The following is an 18,226-nucleotide window of genomic DNA, read 5'->3' on the forward strand; positions in this document are numbered from 1 at the left end:
CCCTGCTTCGCGGGGGATCCTACTGGAGGCGGCGCACCGCCGCACTGATGCGTTCATCAGTGGCGGTCATGGCGATGCGGATATGCCGCCCACCTGCCGATCCGTAGAATTCCCCCGGAGCAACCAAAATACCGATTTCGGAGAGCTTACTGACCTGTTCCCAGGAACTGGTCCCGTCCGTCGCCCAGAAATACAGCCCGGCGGTCGAGTGCTCGATGCTCCAGCCCGCCTTCTCCAGCACCGGCCGCAGCTGCAGGCGCCGCCTGGCGTAGCGCTCGCGCTGCTCCTCGGCGTGCGCGTCGTCGCCCAGCGCGGCCGTCATGGCGGCCTGTACGGGGGCCGGCATGAGCATCCCCGCGTGCTTGCGGATCTCCAGGAGCCGCTTGACCAGAGCCGGATCGCCGGTCACGAACCCGGCACGGTAACCGGCCAGGTTGGAGCGCTTGGACAGCGAGTGGACCGCGAGCAGCCCCTCGTGGGAGCCCTCACAGACGTCGGGATGCAGGATGGAGACGGGTCGCTCCTCCCAGCCCAGCTCGATGTAGCACTCGTCGGAGGCGACGACCACGCCGCGCTCGCGCGCCCAGGCCACCACCTTGCGCAGGTGCTCGACGGGCAGCACCCGGCCCGTGGGATTGCCGGGCGAGTTGACCCAGACGAGGTCCACGTGCTGGGGCCCCAGCGCGAGCAGGCCGTCGGAGGCCGTCGCCTCCGCTCCGGCCAGCCGGGCGCCCACGTCGTAGGTGGGATAGGCCAGCTCGGGGAAGACGACCCGCCGCGCGCCCAGGTAGCTGGGCAGCCAGGCGACGAACTCCTTCGAGCCGATCAGCGGCAGCACGTCGCTCGGCTCGACGGTGACCTCGTGCCTGCGGCGCAGCCAGCCGGCGGCGGCCTCCCGCAGCGCCTTCGTCCCGTGGGTGAGCGGGTAGCCGGGGCTGTTGGCGGCCTCGACGAGGGCGCTTTGCACGAGCGGCGGCACCGGATCGACGGGCGTGCCGATCGACAGGTCGACGATGCCGTCGGGGTGGGCCAGCGCGCGCGCCTTGTACGGCTCCAGCCGGTCCCAAGGGAAGTCGGGCAGGTTGTTCACGGTTCTCCAGGTATCAGGCGGGCACGCCTCCAGCTCTCAGGCGTGCGCGCCGTACGCCCGGCAGCGGGGCCCACCGTTCGGGCGCCCCGCTGCGGGGTGCGGGCTAGTGCTCTTCGGCCTGCGGCGGCAGCGCGGCGATGACCGGGTGGTCCTTGTCGATCTTGCCGACCTTCGAGGCGCCACCGGGCGAGCCCAGGTCCTCGAAGAAGTCGACGTTGGCCTTGTAGTAGTCCTTCCACTGCTCGGGAAGGTCGTCTTCGTAGAAAATGGCCTCGACGGGGCACACTGGCTCACAAGCGCCGCAGTCCACGCACTCGTCGGGGTGGATGTAAAGCATGCGCTCGCCCTCGTAAATGCAATCAACGGGGCACTCCTCGATGCACGCCTTGTCCAGGACGTCCACGCAAGGCTGCGCGATGACGTAGGTCACCTCGAGCTCCTTCTCTCCGCACCATGGCATGACTCTGACGGCGGTCTGCTAGCCCTAGTATTGCCGTGCTTGCCAACTGGCCGAAACGGAGGGTGGCAAACTCGTGGCCGCTCGCCTCGTGATCGCGATCACAACAGCTGACGTCGGCGCCCGGATCACCACCCGCAGACGGGTTCCGGAAGGCTTCCGTGACGCCGTCGGGATTCTCGAATCCTGGGACGGCGGCGTGCTGCGTGTCCGCAAGAGAGACGGCACTCTGGTGGAGATCTCCGAAGAGGCGCTGGTGGCGGCCAAGGTGGTTCCGGCCGCGCCTCCTCGACCTGGACGGAAGTAACGGCGAGTATTCGTCGTGTGACCGTACGTATCTGCGCCGCCGTAACCGTCCTCATCGCAAGCGCCGGATGCGGCGCGTCGTCGTCCCCGGCCGAGAAGCCGCTGCCGCCGGTGAACGTCAAGGCCGCCTCCATGAAGCAGGGTTTCACCACCCTCGAAAACCTCGCCGCGACCGCCAAGCGGGAAGGCTCGCTCACCGTGATCGGGCTTCCCCGGGACTGGGTCAACTATGGCGCGATCATCAACGCCTTTACCGACAAGTACGGCATCAAGGTCAACGAGCTCGAGCCCGGCGCCAGCAGCCGGCGCGAGATCGACGCCGCCGCCCAGCTCAAACCCGACGTGTTCGACCTCACCCTTGACGTCGCGGTGGCCGATGCCGCCAAGTTCGCCCCGTACAAGGTGCAGGGCTGGCAGGACCTGCCCGATCACATCAAGGACCCCGCGGGCGCCTGGTACGGCGTCTACGGCGCCTACATGTCGCTCGGCTACGACCCGCGCAAGGTCCCCGCCCCCGCCTCCTTCGCCGATCTGGCCGCCAAGCCGGGCTACCTGGTCGCGCTCGACGGCGACCCGCTGCACTCGGCGGCGGCCTTCGACGGCGTGATGGCCGCCTCGCTGGTGTCGGGCGCGCCACAGCCGCAGCGCGGTGTCGAGCTGTTCGCGAAGCTCAAGCAGGCGGGCCGGCTCACCGATCCGGCCAAGGCCAACGTGATCGTGGACTGGGACCACCTCAACGCCGCCCGCAGCGCCCGCGACGCGGAGGCGTGGAAGGTGACGATCCCGCGTGACGCGCCGCTGGGCGACTACCACGTACAGGCGATCAGCAAGGACGCGCCGCATCCTGCCGCGGCCCGTCTCTGGCAGGAGTTCCTGTTCTCCGACGAGGGCCAGAATCTCCTGCAGAAGGGCTGGGCCCGCCCCGCCCGCGGCGAGGCGATGCTGATGCGCGGCACGCTCGACGCCGAGCAGGCAGCCAAGATGCCCGTCGCCCCCGGACCGCCGGTGCTCCTCACGATTCCGCAGACAGATGCCGGAAAGTCCTACCTCAAGAAGCGATGGACGCAAAGTGTGCGATGAGACCATTGTGACTTGATATGTCGCGGAGACAATCAGCCTCTAAAGTGAACAGACAGCACGGCCACAGGGGGCCCTTGTCTGACGAATGAGAGCTGATCGTCTTGCGATACGACACACCGAGCTTGGAGCGGTGGAGCAGTCGCGCCTACGACGGCAGTTTCGGCTACGTCTCGACGCAGGGCGCGCCCCTGGTGGACCTGCTCGATCCGCGGCCGGGAGAGCGCGTGCTCGACCTCGGCTGCGGCACCGGGGTGCTGACCGCCCAGATCGCGTCGCGGGGTGCCGACGTCCTGGGGATCGACGGCTCCCCCGCCATGATCGAGAAGGCCCTGGCCCTTTATCCGGGTGTCGACTTCATCGTCGGCGACGGGCACGACTTCAGCGTGGCGCTGGCCTATGACGCCGTCTTCTCCAACGCCGCGCTGCACTGGATGAGTCGCGACCCCGTCTCCGTCATCGCCAACGTGCACGAGGCGCTCTCGCCCGGCGGCCGGTTCGTGGCCGAGATGGGCGGCGCGGGCAACTGCGCCGAGCTCACCGCCGCCATGCACACCGCCTGGCGGGAGTACGGTCTGCGCGAGCCCGACCTGCCCTGGTACTTCCCCACGCCGGCCGAGTACGCCCGCCGGCTGGAGCAGGAGGGCTTCGTGGTCCGCCTGCTCGAGTACTTCGACCGGCCGACGCCGCTGGAGGAGTGCCCGCAGGGGGCCGCCGACTGGGTACGCATGTTCGCGTCCTCGGTCATCGAGGGGCTGCCGAAGGACATCGTCGAGCCGCTGCTCCAGCGGGTCAACGAACTCGCCGCACCCGCTCTGCGCAGGGAGACGGGCTGGATGGCCGACTACGTCCGTCTACGCTTCGCCGCCGTCCGGCGCTGATACGTAGTGGATGATGCGTAGGGGAGTTTTGCCGGACTATGGTCTGTTCGTGGGCGGCGGAAAGAGTGGCGGAGAGAGTAAGGCTGCACCGCTGACGAAGTTGAGGAGCCTTGCGACGATACGGCGGCGTGAGGGGCTGGTGAACGGAACGGGATGAATTTCTGCCTGAGCGACCTCGTACCACCGTTGAGGTGGAGCGACGCGTCCACGATCACGCTGCTCACCGGGCAGCCGGAGCTTCCGGACGCCTGGTGGCGCAGCCTGCCCATGCCGCTCGTGCTCGCGGCCATCGGCCCCGAGCCGCTGGCCGAGCTGCTCACGGAGATCGCGCTTGAGCACTGGCCGGCCGCCGCTGTGGGCGACGTGCTGCCGGCGCTGCACGTCCTGGATCCGGACGAGGCCGACGAGCCGCAGGTGGCGATCGCGCTGGACCGCGCCGGGTCGTGGACGGGGCTGCTCGCGCTGACCGGCAGAGAGCTGGTGGACCAGCCGTTCATCCAGGCGCGTCCGGTGCTCAACACGCTGTTCTCCGCGGCCCTGGTACACCTCGCGCCCCAGCTCCAGCGCCCGTCGGCGCCGGTAGCCGCGCCGGCCCCGGCCCCGGCCCCGGTTGCCCTCGCGCCCGAGGCCGTGCCGGTCGCACTGCCGGTGGAGGCGCCGCCGAGCGCCGAGCCGGTCGTCGAGGAGGCTCGCGTCGCCGAGCAGGCCCCGATCGCCGAGGAGGCACCGGAGCGCGAGGAAGCGCCGGACGCCGAAGAGGCGGTGGCCGCCCACAAGGCCGAGGACGCGACGGAGGCCGAGGAGCCGGTGCTCGACGCCGACGACGAGCCGGTCGTCGACGAGGCCGCCGAGCCGGAGGCCGAGTCCGAGCCCCAGCCCGTCCTGGACGCCGCCGACGAGCCCGCGCCGGAGCCCGCCGCCGAGGAGGCCGCCGCGCTCGAAGCCGAGGGCGCGGAGCCGGAACCGCAGGACGCCGAAGCCGCACCTGAACCCGAGCCCACTCCCGAAGAGGCGAAACCCAAGTACGACACGCCGGACTTCGAGGCGGCCGAATCGGAGGAGCCGGAGCCGGAAGAGCCCGCGGGGCACGAGCTGCCCGAGCTGATCGAGGCCGCGTTCGCCGGTCTGGACGACAAGAGCTGGGCCGTCGCCCAGAACCGGGTCTTCACCGACCAGCCGTCCGCCGTGGACCAGCTCGCCAAGCTGTTCGCCGTGCCGGCCGCCGACATCTCCGCCACCGAGACCGAGTTGCGGGCCCGCCTCGGCCAGTGGCTGGCCAGCGAGGAGGCGGCCCCGTACCGGGCGCATCTGGACGAGCTGCGCCGGACGATCGGCCCGGCCGCCCCCAGGGACCAGCTGATCGGCGCGGCCGACTGGCACGCCCAGGAGATCCGCGCGCTGGAGGTCCCCGCCTGGCAGTTCGTGCTGGCCACGCTGCCGTCGGAGGCGCCCGCCAGGCCGTCTGAGCCGCCGGCTGCTTCGGAGCCGAAAATCATTGAGGTCCCCCCGGCATCCGCGTTCGCCCAGGTGCCGCCGATCCCGTCGCCGCCGCCGGGGACGCCGCAGTTCCAGGCGTTCGCTCCGGCCGAGGTCGTGGTGGGTGAGGGCAACGGAGCGTCGAACGAGCCGGCCAAGCCGTACCAGCCGCTGAAGGACGTCTCGCAGACCAGGCGGTGCTTCCGCCAGCCGGACGGCCGGTGGTGGCTGCGGATCGACGTGACGGCCGAGCAGCTCGGCGGCGGCGAGTGCGCGCTGCCCACGGGGTTCGCCACGTACCTCGGACTGTCGCCGGGAGAGAGCAGGACCGTGCGGAGCGCGGCCGGCGAGCTGACCATGGTCTGGCACGGCAGGCCGGTGCTCGAATCGGTCGAGCGGCTGCTCGCGGACGTCGGCGCGAAGGAGGGCGGGCACCTGTTCCTCACGCTGTCGGACGAGGGCGTGTTGCGGGCCAGGCACCTGCCGGTGGCCGCGCAGGGGGCCGAGAAGATCACCAAGGCGCTGCGCCTGGTCGGCTACACCGCCCCCGGCGGGACCCGCGACCAGGCCGCCAGAGTGATCGCCACCAGGATCGGGATGACCGGACCTGTCGGACTGCCCGACCTGCTCACCAGGCTCCGCGAACGCGGGGACCGCGACCTGCTGCAACTCTTGGACTGAGCCGTGCCGCGGCTGGCGATCGCCCCGGGCTTCCCCCGGGACCTCAGCGCACTGGCACAGCCGGTGCGCAGGGACGCCGTGGTCGCACTCCGCCGCCTGCTGCTGAACGTCTCAGGCGCCCCCCACCCCGAGCGGGTCAGGGGCGCCAGGGACCCGCGGATCGCGACGCTCCGTCTCACTTCGGGGCATCGGGGCGTGGTGGTGCGTCAGCGGGACGTGTACTGGCTGCGTACCGTGCTCCCGGATCCCGAGGCCTGGTCGTACGCGCAGCGCTACCGCTACGGGATCAACCCGGTGATCGGCGTCGTCGAGGAGTGGGACGCCGAGGCGCTCGAACGGGTCGAGCCCGCGTTACGGCGATCGGCGAGTGCTTCGGGGTTGTTCGCCCCGATCTGCGATGGTGATCTGCTCGCGCTGGGCATCGACGTGCGCGCGCTGCCACTGGTGCGGCTCATCAGCAACGAGGCCGACGTGGAGGCGCTCGAACCGCTGCTCCCCCCGACCCAGCACGTGCCGCTCGCGGTGCTGGCCCGGGGCGGCACCCTCGCCGAAGCCTGGCGGGAGCTGGACGCCTGCCGCGCCACGGACGAGGGCGCCGACCTGGTCGATGTAAACGACTTCCACGCGGCGCTGCGCCGCAGTCCGGACCGTGCGGTGTTCGCCGCCGACAAGGTGGAGCTGGAACGGATCCTCGACGCGCCGGAATGGTGCGCCTTCCCGCGTCCGGAACAGCACCGGCTGGCCCGCGCCGCGCGCTACGAGCACCCGGTGCTGGTGATCGGCGGGGCGGGCACCGGCAAGACGATCATCGCGCTGCATCGGGCGGCCTATCTGGCCGCGCACGGGAGCGGGCCGGTGCTGCTGGTGACGTACTCACAGGGGCTGGGCGAGGACCTGTCAGACCGGCTCGACCGGCTGATCGACGACGGGGTGACGCGCAAGCGGGTCGACGTGGACAACGCCGAGCGGCTGGCGATGCGCATCGTGGCCAGCGCCGAGGGCCAGCGTCCGGCGCTGATCGGCCCCGGCGCGCGTACGCTGGCCGAGCTGACCGACGAGGCGCTCCGGCTGCTGTCGAGGGCCACCGGCGACCTGCTCGACGACATCGAGCCGGGCCGCAAGCCGTACCGGCACGTCGTGGTGGACGAGGCGCAGGACATCAGCCCGTCGCAGTGGCGGCTGCTGCGGGCGGTGGCGCCGCGGGCGCACGACGACCTGTTCATCGTCGGCGACCCGCACCAGCGGATCACCGACACGCGCGTGACGCTCGGCTCGGTGGGCATCCCGGCCCTGCAGCACACGCTCAAGGTGTCCTACCGGCTGCCGCACGAGCTACTGTCGTTCGCGGTCCGGTTGCGCGGCGGCGGACCCGTCGACGGGCTGGTCAAGGGCATGTCCCCGCTGTACGGGTTCCGCGCGCTGCGCAACGGCGAGCGGCCGGTGCTCAGGGCGTATGACTCGCCGGAGGCGGAGCTGGCCGGGCTGGTGGCCACGGTCGTCTCCTGGCTGGACGACGGTGTCCCGGCCGATGAGATCGCCGTCGGCGCGCGCACCTCGAAGCTGGTCCGTGAGGCGCGCAAGGCGCTCGGGCGGGCGGACGTGCGGGTGGCGGCGTTCCAGAATCTGAAGGGGCTGGAGTTCGAGCGGGTCGCGCTCATCGGCGTGGCGGAGGGCGTGGTGCCCGAACCGCCGCCCGACGAACCGGGGGCCCGGGCGAGAGCACTGCAACGGGAACGGAGCATGCTGTATGTAGCCTGCACGCGGGCCCGATCCATGCTCTATATCTCCCATTCAGGAAGAGGTAGCCCCTTTCTGTCGCTCTGATCACATAGTCTGAACTGCGGATATATTCCCATTGCCGGTTGGACCTCAATGAACCTCAGCCTGAGCGACCTCGCGCCACCGCTGCGCTGGACTTCTCCTGTGCAGATAGCGCCGATCGTGGAGGAGCCCCAGCTTCCCGAGGCGTGGTGGCAGACGATTCCCCTCGACCGCGCGTGCGCGGTCATCACAACGCAGACCGTGGCGGGCCATCTCGCCGATCTCGCCGTGGCCTGCTGGGGGCACCTGCTGATCGGCGACATCCTGCCGCTGCTGCGTTTCTCCGACCCCGCCGAAGCCGAGCGTACGCCCGAGATGCTGGGCAAGGACGTCGTGCAGAAGCTGTTCAGCGGGGTGTTCGAGCGCTTGCTCGAACCTCCGTCTGAACCGGTCGCCGCGACCGTGGCCCGGCCGGACAAGCCACTGCCCGAATTGATCGACGCCCTGTTCGCGGCGCTGGACGAGCGGCAGCGGGCGATCGCCCGCGACCGCCTGTACGCCTCGCAGCGGGCCACACTCGACGAGCTGGCGCAGCGCTTCTCGGTCACGCGGGAGCGGATCCGGCAGATCGAACGCGACCTGCGCGACCATGTCGAAGCCTGGCTGGGCGGCCCGGAGGCGGTCTCGCTCGTCGCGCACGTCACCTGGCTGCGCGGCCGGCTCGGCTCGGCCGTACCCGCCGACGACCTGGCCGCGGCCGTGCCGTGGCACCGCGGCGAGCTGCGCACGCTGGGCATCCCCGCCTGGCGGTTCGTCCGCACCCTGCTGACCGGGTACGAGCAGGCCGACGGCTGGCTCATCGCGGGCGGCGCGGACGAGCTGAGGGAGAAGACGCGCCAGCTGTTCACCGACGGGCCGCGGCCGATCGGCGAGGCCGTCACCATGGTCACGCAGCTCGGCATCCGCGAGGACGTGGCCGAGCGGTGGATCCTGGCCGTGCCACAGCTGCGCGTACTGGACCAGCACGTGGTGCCGTGGCCGCGCAGCATCAACGAGAAGGCGGAGGCGGTTCTGGCGGTGGCCGGGCAGCCGATGACGCCGGAGGAGATCCAGGAGCGCATCGGCGAGGACTACAGCCTGGTCGGCATCCGCAACCAGCTCACCGCCGACGAGCGCTTCCGCCGCGTGGACCGGAACAAGTACGGGCTGACCAGATGGGGCGGCGACGAATACCTGGGGATCCGGGAGATGATCGCCAGGGAGATCGAGCGCGCCGGCGGTGAGGCGTCGGTCAGCACGATCGTCTCGAACCTCACCTCCCGCTACGACGTCAGCGAGAGCTCGGTACGCGCCTACTCGGGCGGTCCCGGGTTCGAGCGGACGCAGCGGGGCTGGATCCGGGTGGCGGGCACCTCGCCGACCGGTGAGGCCGAGCCGTACCAGCCGCGCAGGGACGTGTCGGAGACCCGGCGCAGCTTCCGCAGCCGCGACGGCCGCTGGTGGCACCGCGTCGACGTCAACGCCGAGCACCTGCGCGGGTCGGGGTCGCCGCTGCCGACGGGGTTCGCGGCGTACCTGGGGATGGCTCCCGGCGGGCAGCTCACGGCCGCGACGCCGTCCGGCGACGTGGTGGTCAGCTGGCACAACCAGCCGACCATGGGGTCGATCAGGAACGTGCTGGCGGACTTCAAGGCCGGGGAGGGCGACCACGTCTTCCTGACCGTGTCCGACGGGGGCGAGCTGCTGACCCGCTACCTGCCCGCGGCGGCTCCGGGGATGCCGCCGTTGAACCGGGCGCTCTATCTGATCGGCTACACCGCTCCGGTCACCTCGGAGTTGGAGGGGCTGCGGCTGATCGGGGCGCGCATCGGGTTGCCGGACACGGCGACGCGTGACGAGGTGCTGGCACGGCTGCGGGAGCGGGGGGACCGGGACATCGTCGGCTTTTTGGGTGGCTGACGTTGCTTGGAGGCCGGGGGCTAGGCTCGGGGGATGTTGCGGATCTACGACACGCGCGCCAGGCAGGTCGAGGAGATCGCCCCCGCCCGCGCCATGCGCATGTACTCCTGCGGGCCGACGGTCTATCGCCACGCGCATGTCGGCAACCTGCGCTCCCAGCTGCTGTCCGACCTGATCCGGCGGGTCCTGGAACGGCAGCGGGTCCGCATGGTGGTCTGCCAGAACATCACCGACGTGGGCCATCTGGCCGACGACTCGGAGGCCGGCGAGGACAAGGTGCTCATGCGGGCGCGGGCCGAGGGCCGCTCGCCGCGTGACCTGGCCCGCTACTACGAGGACGCCTTCAAGCGGGACACCGCCGCCCTGAACATGCGGCCGCCTGAGCACATGCCCCGCGCGAGCGAGACGATCGACCTGATGATCGAGCTGATCGCCAAGCTGATCGAGCGGGGACACGCGTACGCGCTGCCGGACGGAGCGGTGTACTTCGACGCCACCTCCTTCCCCACTTACGGCGAAATTTCCGGCAACCGCCTCGACTCCCTCCGTCCCGACGGCACCGACCCCCGCAAGCGCTTCCACGCCGACTGGGCCCTCTGGAAGCCCTCCGACGGCGAACTGTCCTGGGAGGCCCCCTGGGGCCGCGGCTTCCCCGGCTGGCACATCGAGTGCTCGGCCATGTCGCTGCACTTCCTCGGCGAGCGCATCGACCTCCACACCGCCGGCATCGACCTGCGCTTCCCCCACCACGAGGATGAGCGGGCCCAGTCGAACGCGGCGGCCGGCCACGAGGTGGTGCGTCATTGGGTGCACGGGGAGCACCTGCTGTTCGACGGGCGGAAGATGGCCAAGTCCACCGGGAACGTGGTGCTCCTGTCCGACGTGACCGAGGCGGGCCTCGATCCGCTGGCCGTACGCCTGGCGTTCCTGGAACACCGCTACCGGCAGCAGCTCAACCTCACCTGGGACACCCTGCACGCGGCCGACAGGACCGTACGGCGGTGGCGGACACGGGTGGCCGAGTGGTCGGAGTCGCCCAGCGCGCCGATGGCGGCCGACTACGTACGGCGGGCGGAGTCCGCCTTCGACGACGACCTCGACACGCCGGCCGCGCTACGTGCGCTGCGGGAGCTGGAGCGGGACGAGTCGGTGGCGCCGGGGGCGAAGCTGGAGTCGTTCCTGCATCTGGACCAGGTGCTGGGGCTGGACCTGGCCGTCGAGATCGGGCGGTCTCGACGGCCGGCGTTGCCGCCGGGGGCGGCGGAGCTGCTGGCCGAACGGGCGCGGGCTCGGGAGGCGGGGGATTGGGCGGCTTCGGACCGGCTGCGGGAGTCCCTTGTGAGGATGGGTGTCCGGGTTTCCGATACGCCTTCCGGACAGGTGTGGGATTGACGTGCTCCTCGCCTGCTGCTTTCGCAGCGGCCAGGATGCTTGACGCTTCACCGACCCGCCTACCGGCAAGTCTCCACGTCCTGTCCCCGCCCGCGCCCACAACATCCCGCCTCAAGACGGGAGCATCGGCCGCATCTCGGTAGATTCCCCCGGCCGCAGTTCGATGTTGGAGCAGTCGGCCCTTCGTTACCCCTGGCCGGCCGTCCCCATGTGCTGGAACCCCGTAGGCGCCGGTGTTTCAGGAGGGGCTCGTGGGGCGGGAGTAGTGATCGTGGGCTGTCAGACTTAAGGGGCTGCGCGAGAGATGGAGGTCTTCGTGAGGTTGCGGCCCTACGCCTGGATGCCCTGGCCGTTCCGGTGGGTGGCGCGGGCATTGACCGTGGTCCTCGTCCTCGCGCTGGTGCTCGCCGGGGTGCTCGTGTACACGGTGCGACGGTCGTTCCCTCAGGTGGACGGAGCCGTGCGGCTACCCGGTTTAACCGGGAATGTGGAGATTTATCGCGATAAAGCGGGAATTCCACAGATCTACGCGGACACGGCCGAGGATCTGTTCATGGCGCAGGGGTTCGTCCACGCGCAGGACCGGTTCTGGGAGATGGACTTCCGGCGGCACGTGACCTCAGGGCGGCTGTCGGAGCTGTTCGGCAAGGCGACGCTCGACAACGACAAGGCCATCCGGACCATGGGCTGGCGCAAGGTGGCCGAGCAGGAGCTGCCCGAGCTGGGCGAAAGCACCGGCCGCTACCTCGACGCGTACGCCAAGGGCGTCAACGCCTGGCTCCAGGCCAACCCCAATGCCTCCGACCGGAGCCTCGAATACTCGGTGCTCAAGGTGCAGAACGGGTCCTACAAGCCCGAGCCGTGGACAGCGCTCGACTCCGTCGCCTGGCTCAAGGCCATGGCCTGGGACCTGCGTTCCAATATGGAAGACGAGATCGACCGCGCTCTGGCGCTTACCAAGCTGCCTCGGGCCCGGGTTGAGCAGCTTTACCCGGATTACCCGTACGACAGCCATATGCCGATCGTCACCCAGGGCACGATCGCCGACAACCGCTTCGACCAGCGCGACCGTCTGCCCGCACGCGACACCTCCATGCGCGGCACCACAACGGACGGCACCACTCCACGTGGCACCACTCCACGTGGCACCACTCCACGCGGCACCACTCCACGCGGCACCACTCCGCGTGGCACCACGACACGCAAGACCACGCCACAGGAGGCGACAACACAAGGCCAGGGCGCGGCCAGGGCGCTCGCCCAGGCCGCGAAGGCGCTCGACGCGGTGCCCGGCACGATGAGCGCCGCGGACCGCGAGGGCATCGGTTCGAACTCGTGGGTGGTCTCCGGCGAGCACACGGCCAGCGGCAAGCCCTTGCTGGCGAACGACCCGCACCTGTCGGCGCAGATGCCGTCCGTCTGGTACCAGGTCGGGCTGCACTGCCGGAAGATCACGGAATCCTGCGCGTACGACGTGACCGGGTTCAGCTTCTCCGGCGTTCCCGGTGTGATCATCGGCCACACCGACAAGATCGCCTGGGGCTTCACCAACCTGGGCCCCGACGTGGCCGACCTGTTCCTGGAGCGGGTGAAGGGCGACACGTACCTGTACAAGGACGAGTCGGTGAAGCTGGAGACCCGACAGGAAGAGATCAAGGTGGCCGGCGGCGCCACGGTCACACTGAACGTCAGGAGCACCCGGCACGGCCCACTGATCAACGAGGTGATGGGCGACGTCAAACCGAGCGACGGCGCGAACGCCGTGGCCCTCCGGTGGACCGCCCTGACGCCCGGCACCACGGTCGACGCGATCTTCGCGCTGAACTCGGCCACCGACTGGCAGGAGTTCCGCGCCGCGGCCGCGCTCTTCGACGTGCCGGCCCAGAACCTGGTGTACGCCGACACCGAGGGCCACATCGGCTACCAGGCGCCCGGCCGGATCCCCGTACGCCAGAAGGGCGACGGCACATGGCCGGTGCCCGGCTGGACCGGCGAGTACGACTGGCGCACCGCCCCCATCCCCTACGACCAGCTGCCCTCCATGGAAGACCCCTCCGACGGCTACATCGTGACGGCCAACAACGCCGTCATCGACCCCAGGCAGTACCGGCCGCTGCTGACCAAGGACTGGGCGTACGGCTATCGCTCCCAGCGCATCATCGACCGGCTCAACCAGGAGATCGCGAAGGGCAAGGTCGACGCCACGACCATGTCCAAGATCCAGCAGGACACCCAGAACGGCCTGGCCAAGACCCTGGTCCCCGCCCTGATGCGGGTGCCTCTGGCGGGTCCTGCCGTACAGGCCAGGCAGTCGCTGAAGGACTGGGACGGCTCACAGGGCGTCGACTCGGCGCCTGCGGCGTACTTCAACGCGGTCTGGCGGCAGTTGCTCAAGCTGACGTTCGACGACGACCTGCCCGCCGGCGCCAGGCCGAACGGCGGCGACCGCTGGTACGAGGTGATCAAGCGACTGCTCGACACCCCCGACGACCCGTACTGGGACGACACCACGACCAAGGGCCGTACCGAGACCCGCGACGACATCGTCCAGCAGGCGCTGGCCTCGGCCTACCAGGAGGTGTCCGACCGGCTCGGCACGGACGTCAAGGCCTGGCGCTGGGGCGACCTGCACCAGCTGACGCTCACCAACGGCTCACTCGGCACATCGGGCATAGCGCCCATCGAGGCACTCTTCAACCGCGGCCCGTTCGAGGTACCGGGCAGCAAGGACGCGCCGAACGCCACCGGCTGGAACGCGCAGCGCGACTACGCGGTGACTTCGGTGCCGTCGATGCGGATGATCGTCGATCTGGGCGATCTGGACAAGTCTGAATGGATCAACCTGACGGGGGCTTCGGGGCACGCGTTCCACGACAACTACTGGGACCAGGCACCGCTGTGGGCTAAGGGACAGTTACTCCCGATGTACTCAAAACCGGCAACCGTCAAGAAGACCGCCGTCCACACCTTGCGCCTCACTCCTTGACCAGGCACGGCGCTTGACCAGCGCCTCACTCTCTGACCCTTGCGGCCTACTCCTGGCCCGCCGGGCGCTCCCTAGTCTGGTGGGGCGCTCCCCTGACCCTTGCGACCCGCTCCTGGCCTGGCAGGGCGCTCGCTAACCTCTGTGCCTCATCCCCTGACCTGGCAGCTACGACCACAGCCGTATGTGGAATCAAGACCCTGGGCTGACGCCCACGCCCCCTCCTCCACGTCACCATGGCGAACATGACTCGCCTCTGGTACCTGATCGGACTGCTCCTGATCGTCTCCGGGCTCGTCCACCTGGGCGTGCTCGTGGTCGACGGTGGCCCGTGGGACGGCCCTGTGTCGTGGCGCAAACCGTTCACGTTCGGGGTCTCGTTCGGGTTGAGCGTGCTTTCGCTCACCTGGGTGTCACAGTTCATCCAGCTACGCAGGCGCAACGTCCTCCTGGGCCTCTTCGCCGTGGCCTCGGTCATGGAGGTCGCGCTCATCAGCGTGCAGGCGTGGCGCGGCGTGCCCTCGCACTTCAACATGTCCACCGACGTGGACTCGCTCATCGCCAGAACCTTGGCCGCCGGCGGCTTCACCCTGATCGCCGTTGCAATCTTCATGACCATCTCCGCCTTCCGCCCATCACACCCGGATACCGGCGAGCCGCCCAGCACAGGTCACGGCGGCTCCCCCACCACGGGTCTCACTGGACCCGCCGCGGGTCCCGGTGGGTCACCCAGCACAGGTCACACCGGACCCAGCACGGATCCCGGCGGGTCTCTCATCGTGCGGTTGGCCGGGTCGCCCAACACAGGTCTCGGTGGAGCGCCCAGCGTACGTCTGGCCGGATCGCCCAGCATGGGTCTGACCGGGACATCTGTCGTGCGCTTAGGCAGGTCACCCAGCACGGGTCCTGGCGGATCGCCCAGCATGCGTCTGGCTGTCCAGGCCGGGTTCGGCACGTTCCTGGCGGCGATGGCCTTTGGGGGCATCATGATCGCCCGCGGAGTGGTCGAGGCCATGACCGGCTCCCAGCAGCTCGCCTACACGGTGGCCGGCTCGCTCAAGTCCGCCCACGCCATCCTCATGCACGGTGTGCTGCTCCTGCCCGCCCTGGCCTGGCTCCTCTCCCGCACCCACCCGTCCGAGCAGACCCGCCTGCGTGTCGTACGGCTGGCGATCGAGACGTACATCACCGTCTCCGCGATCGTCTCGGCCCTGGCCCTCTTCGGCATCACCATCGTCAGCCCGTCCACCGCCTCGGTGCTCTGCGCGGGCGCGATCTCAGGCTTGGCCATCGTCGCCCTGACTCTGGGCACGCTCCTCCGCCCGCAGACGCACAGCCCAAACGCATCGGGAGACGAAGGAACATGACTCCCCCGCCCGCCAGCGCACAGCCCACAGATCAGGAGATGAAGAAGCGTCACCCCCCACAAGCCACAGACCCACATCCCACACACATCAGGAGACGAAGGAACGTGACCCCTGCCAGCCACCGACCCACAGCCCAAACCCATCAGGAGACGAAGGAGCGCGACTCCCCGATCGCCAGATCCCACAGACCCTCTCGTGGCAAGCTCTGGGCGCGCCAGGCGGACCGTGCGGCCTTGATCGGCGCCAGCAGCGGCTCCCCCGACAGCACGAACGTGCCCCAGTGCATGGTGGCCATCCGCCGCGCCCCGACGTCCAGACACCCCAGCACCGCCTCCTCGGGGTTGATGTGCGCGGCCTTCATGAACGAGTGCGGCTCATACGCCCCCACCGGCATGAGCGCCAGGTCCAGCCCGCCGAACCTGTCCCCGATCTGCGCCAGCCGGTCTCCATAGCCGGTGTCGCCCGCGAAGTAGACCGAGCCGTCGATCACCCACCCACCCCAAAGCGTCTTACACGTGTCCCAGACGGTCCGCCGGCTCCAGTGGTGTGCGGGTACGAAGTCGAACGTGACACCGCCGATCGACGTGGACTCCCACCAGTCCAGCTCCGTCACCTGGGTGAAGCCGCGCCGGTCGAACCAGGGCTTCAGCCGGGCCGGCACGAGGATCGGCGTGTCCCTCGGCAGCTTGCGCATGGTGGGCGCGTCCAGGTGGTCGTAGTGGTTGTGGCTGATCACCACGGCGTCGATCCTCGGCAGGTCGCTCCAGGCGACACCCGGAGGCGTCAGCCGCTGCCGTACACCGGGAATCCTGCGCGACCACACCGGATCGGTCAGGATCGTTAACCCTCTGATCTGCAGGACGAATGTGGAGTGACCCACCCAGGTGACCATGGTCTCGCCGGTTTTGGCCCGAGGAAGACCGCCGTTGCGCAGCACCGGAATCTGGTCGGCGTCACCGATGTCCGGACGGAACGCGCCATGCCAGGTGACGCTCAGCAACTCACGAAACTCGGGGAGCGGGGCGGTGAGGCGGTCCTTGAAGCTGTCCGGCCAGTGCGGGACCTCGATCGTCTGCGTCATACGCGTCGCTCTGCCCTACGTAGCGGATCAGTCACCCAGACCAATCGTGACCTGCGCCCCTTCCCCATCAGAGGGGTACACGCATCACCTCAACCGCCCCACCAGAGGCTGCGCGGGTCACCCTGACCAACCCCCGTCCCTCCCCACCCGAGGCGCATATAGATCACCCTGAGCAACCACGATCCCCGATCGGGTGAAGCGTCTTGAATTCTCTGTGGTTCCCTGAAGGAGTCAGGTAACTCGGACGGGCGTGGCCTGGCCTGGGCTGTTCCCGTGCTCGATGAGCGTGAGCACGGGGGTGGCTTTGGCGTGGTGGAAGCCGGTCCGATGGTGAGAATTCCTGGCATGCCCTGTCCGGTGCGGCTGGTGCCGTCCCGGCTGGGGTGCATGGCCCGCCGGACGCTGTCCACCGCCGGTGGGCGGTGGGGCGGGCACCGTGCGCCGGTCGGGCACACGGCTGGAGGTCATCGGGTTGTTGCGTGGGCTGGCCTGGGTGCGGGTGGGCCGTTTCGGGGTGGGGCGCCTCTTGGCTCTGTCGCGTGCTGCCGGGCGGGGGTGCAGATCGGTTCGGGTGCGGCGGGCGCGGCGGGCCGCCCGGGTGGGCCTGCGAGTGCGGCGGGCGCGGGCCACGTTGCCCTCCACGACGGCGTGGATGGTGCGCGCCCCGGTGGAACGGTGGGTGCGGGTGGCGTGTTGGCCGAGCAGGCCGCGGGAGACGATCCGCTCGGCCGCTGCCCAGTCCCGATCACACGACAGGCCGCAGGCCGGGCAGTAAGCCCACCTCCAGCCCTTGTCGGTGAGCCGGTCCGGGGCCGGGCAATGCTGGAGCACCGACGTGCCATCCCCGCACCGGGGGCAGTACCGGGAAGTGCCACGCGCCGCGACCGTGACCACCGCGATGGCGTCCTTGGCCGCCAGGTGCCGGATCGCCTGCACGATCCGGCCGCGCACCTGCCCCGACAGGCGCGCGTTCGCCCTGGCCCGGCGTCCGTGCGCCTCCAGGGTGGCCAGGTCCTCCAGATAGATGACCGTCGCCCCCGCGGCGGCGGCCTGATCGACCGCCCACCGCGCCGCCGACCAGGTCAATGCCTTGTTCAGATGCCGGATACGGGCGCACAGCCGCTCATGCTCGACCCCGAGCCTCTGGCAGGCCGTACGCAACGCGAGGTAGCGGGGATCAGCAGGCGTGATCCCGGCCAGCAGCCTTTGCAGGTGCCGGTGCTTGGCGGCCAGGTGTTCACGCTCGCCGCGCAGCCGGTGCAGCTTGGCCGACACACCGCTCGCATCGTAGACCAGCGGCCGCCCATCACTGATCACCCGACCATCGGCCACATCGGCCAGACGCCCCGCCACGCCGACCAGCAACCCGTTGAGCCCCCAGTCGAACCCGCACCCGACCCGATGACCGGTAGCCGGCGCGAAACCGACCGCGATCTGGAACGGCAGGTCGACGCGCACCCGCCCCTTGACCACCCGCACGGTAGGGGCGCACAACGCCGCCTCCGCCGGCACCGTCGGCGGCAACGCGACCGGCAGCACATGCCACGCCCAGTCCCTGGAAGAGGCGGGAAACTCCACCAGCGGAAGCCGCACCCGCAGCCGGGCGCCGTCGTCGCCGACGCGCTCCAGGGTGAGCAGTTGCCGGTCGGCCGCCGCCAGCACGACCTGCGCCGCAACGTTCGGCGGCTCCTCCAGTTCGGTCAGATCGGCCGGGA

At 70.0% G+C, this 18,226-nt stretch carries 13 protein-coding genes; 9 read left to right on the top strand and 4 right to left on the bottom strand.

All coding sequences use genetic code 11. The annotated features are described in order from the left end of the window. Window positions 1-19: 19 nt before the first annotated feature. Both dapC and fdxA read right to left on the bottom strand, forming a co-directional pair. Complete coding sequence (dapC, locus tag AB0J16_RS45160; protein ID WP_358551703.1) at window positions 20-1,090, bottom strand: succinyldiaminopimelate transaminase; 1,071 nt, start codon at window positions 1,088-1,090, stop codon at window positions 20-22. Between the two features lie 103 nt (window positions 1,091-1,193). After that, window positions 1,194-1,520 carry a ferredoxin gene (fdxA, locus tag AB0J16_RS45165; RefSeq protein WP_358551705.1) on the bottom strand — a complete coding sequence of 109 codons (327 nt, stop codon included), beginning with the start codon at window positions 1,518-1,520 and terminating at the stop codon, window positions 1,194-1,196. 103 nt (window positions 1,521-1,623) lie between these two features. Between fdxA and AB0J16_RS45170 the strand changes: the two genes are divergently transcribed. The 9 genes from AB0J16_RS45170 (at window position 1,624) to AB0J16_RS45210 (ending at window position 15,430) form a co-directional block, all read left to right on the top strand. Next, complete coding sequence (locus AB0J16_RS45170) at window positions 1,624-1,854, top strand: hypothetical protein (protein ID WP_358551707.1); 231 nt, start codon at window positions 1,624-1,626, stop codon at window positions 1,852-1,854. Window positions 1,855-1,871: 17 nt separating this feature from the next. After that, window positions 1,872-2,933 carry an ABC transporter substrate-binding protein gene (locus AB0J16_RS45175; RefSeq protein WP_358551709.1) on the top strand — a complete coding sequence of 354 codons (1,062 nt, stop codon included), beginning with the start codon at window positions 1,872-1,874 and terminating at the stop codon, window positions 2,931-2,933. Window positions 2,934-3,034: 101 nt separating this feature from the next. Further along, entirely contained in the window at window positions 3,035-3,811 is a 777-nt protein-coding gene (locus AB0J16_RS45180; protein WP_357944215.1) for a class I SAM-dependent methyltransferase, read from the top strand. Between the two features lie 153 nt (window positions 3,812-3,964). Next, entirely contained in the window at window positions 3,965-5,968 is a 2,004-nt protein-coding gene (locus AB0J16_RS45185) for a hypothetical protein (protein ID WP_358551711.1), read from the top strand. Window positions 5,969-5,971: 3 nt separating this feature from the next. Beyond that, on the top strand, window positions 5,972-7,792 hold the full coding sequence (locus AB0J16_RS45190) for a UvrD-helicase domain-containing protein (protein ID WP_358551713.1): 1,821 nt from the start codon (window positions 5,972-5,974) through the stop codon (window positions 7,790-7,792). 48 nt (window positions 7,793-7,840) lie between these two features. Further along, window positions 7,841-9,688: a sigma factor-like helix-turn-helix DNA-binding protein gene (locus AB0J16_RS45195; RefSeq protein WP_358551715.1), complete on the top strand. Its 1,848-nt coding sequence runs from the start codon at window positions 7,841-7,843 to the stop codon at window positions 9,686-9,688. A 33-nt stretch (window positions 9,689-9,721) separates the two neighbouring features. Continuing rightward, complete coding sequence (gene cysS, locus AB0J16_RS45200; protein WP_358551717.1) at window positions 9,722-11,080, top strand: cysteine--tRNA ligase; 1,359 nt, start codon at window positions 9,722-9,724, stop codon at window positions 11,078-11,080. 316 nt (window positions 11,081-11,396) lie between these two features. Then, window positions 11,397-14,066 (top strand): penicillin acylase family protein, encoded by a 2,670-nt coding sequence (locus AB0J16_RS45205; protein ID WP_358551719.1) that lies wholly within the window; start codon window positions 11,397-11,399, stop codon window positions 14,064-14,066. Between the two features lie 242 nt (window positions 14,067-14,308). Continuing rightward, window positions 14,309-15,430: a hypothetical protein gene (locus tag AB0J16_RS45210; protein ID WP_358551721.1), complete on the top strand. Its 1,122-nt coding sequence runs from the start codon at window positions 14,309-14,311 to the stop codon at window positions 15,428-15,430. A 142-nt stretch (window positions 15,431-15,572) separates the two neighbouring features. Here AB0J16_RS45210 and AB0J16_RS45215 read toward each other — a convergent pair whose 3' ends face one another. After that, window positions 15,573-16,511, bottom strand: coding sequence for an MBL fold metallo-hydrolase (locus AB0J16_RS45215; protein WP_358551723.1), 939 nt, complete (start codon window positions 16,509-16,511; stop codon window positions 15,573-15,575). Between the two features lie 231 nt (window positions 16,512-16,742). After that, window positions 16,743-18,226: zinc ribbon domain-containing protein (locus AB0J16_RS45220; protein ID WP_358551725.1), on the bottom strand; the 1,484-nt coding region annotated here is incomplete at its 5' end.

Source organism: Nonomuraea sp. NPDC049750 (genome assembly GCF_040659625.1).
Classification (GTDB): Bacteria; Actinomycetota; Actinomycetes; order Streptosporangiales; family Streptosporangiaceae; genus Nonomuraea.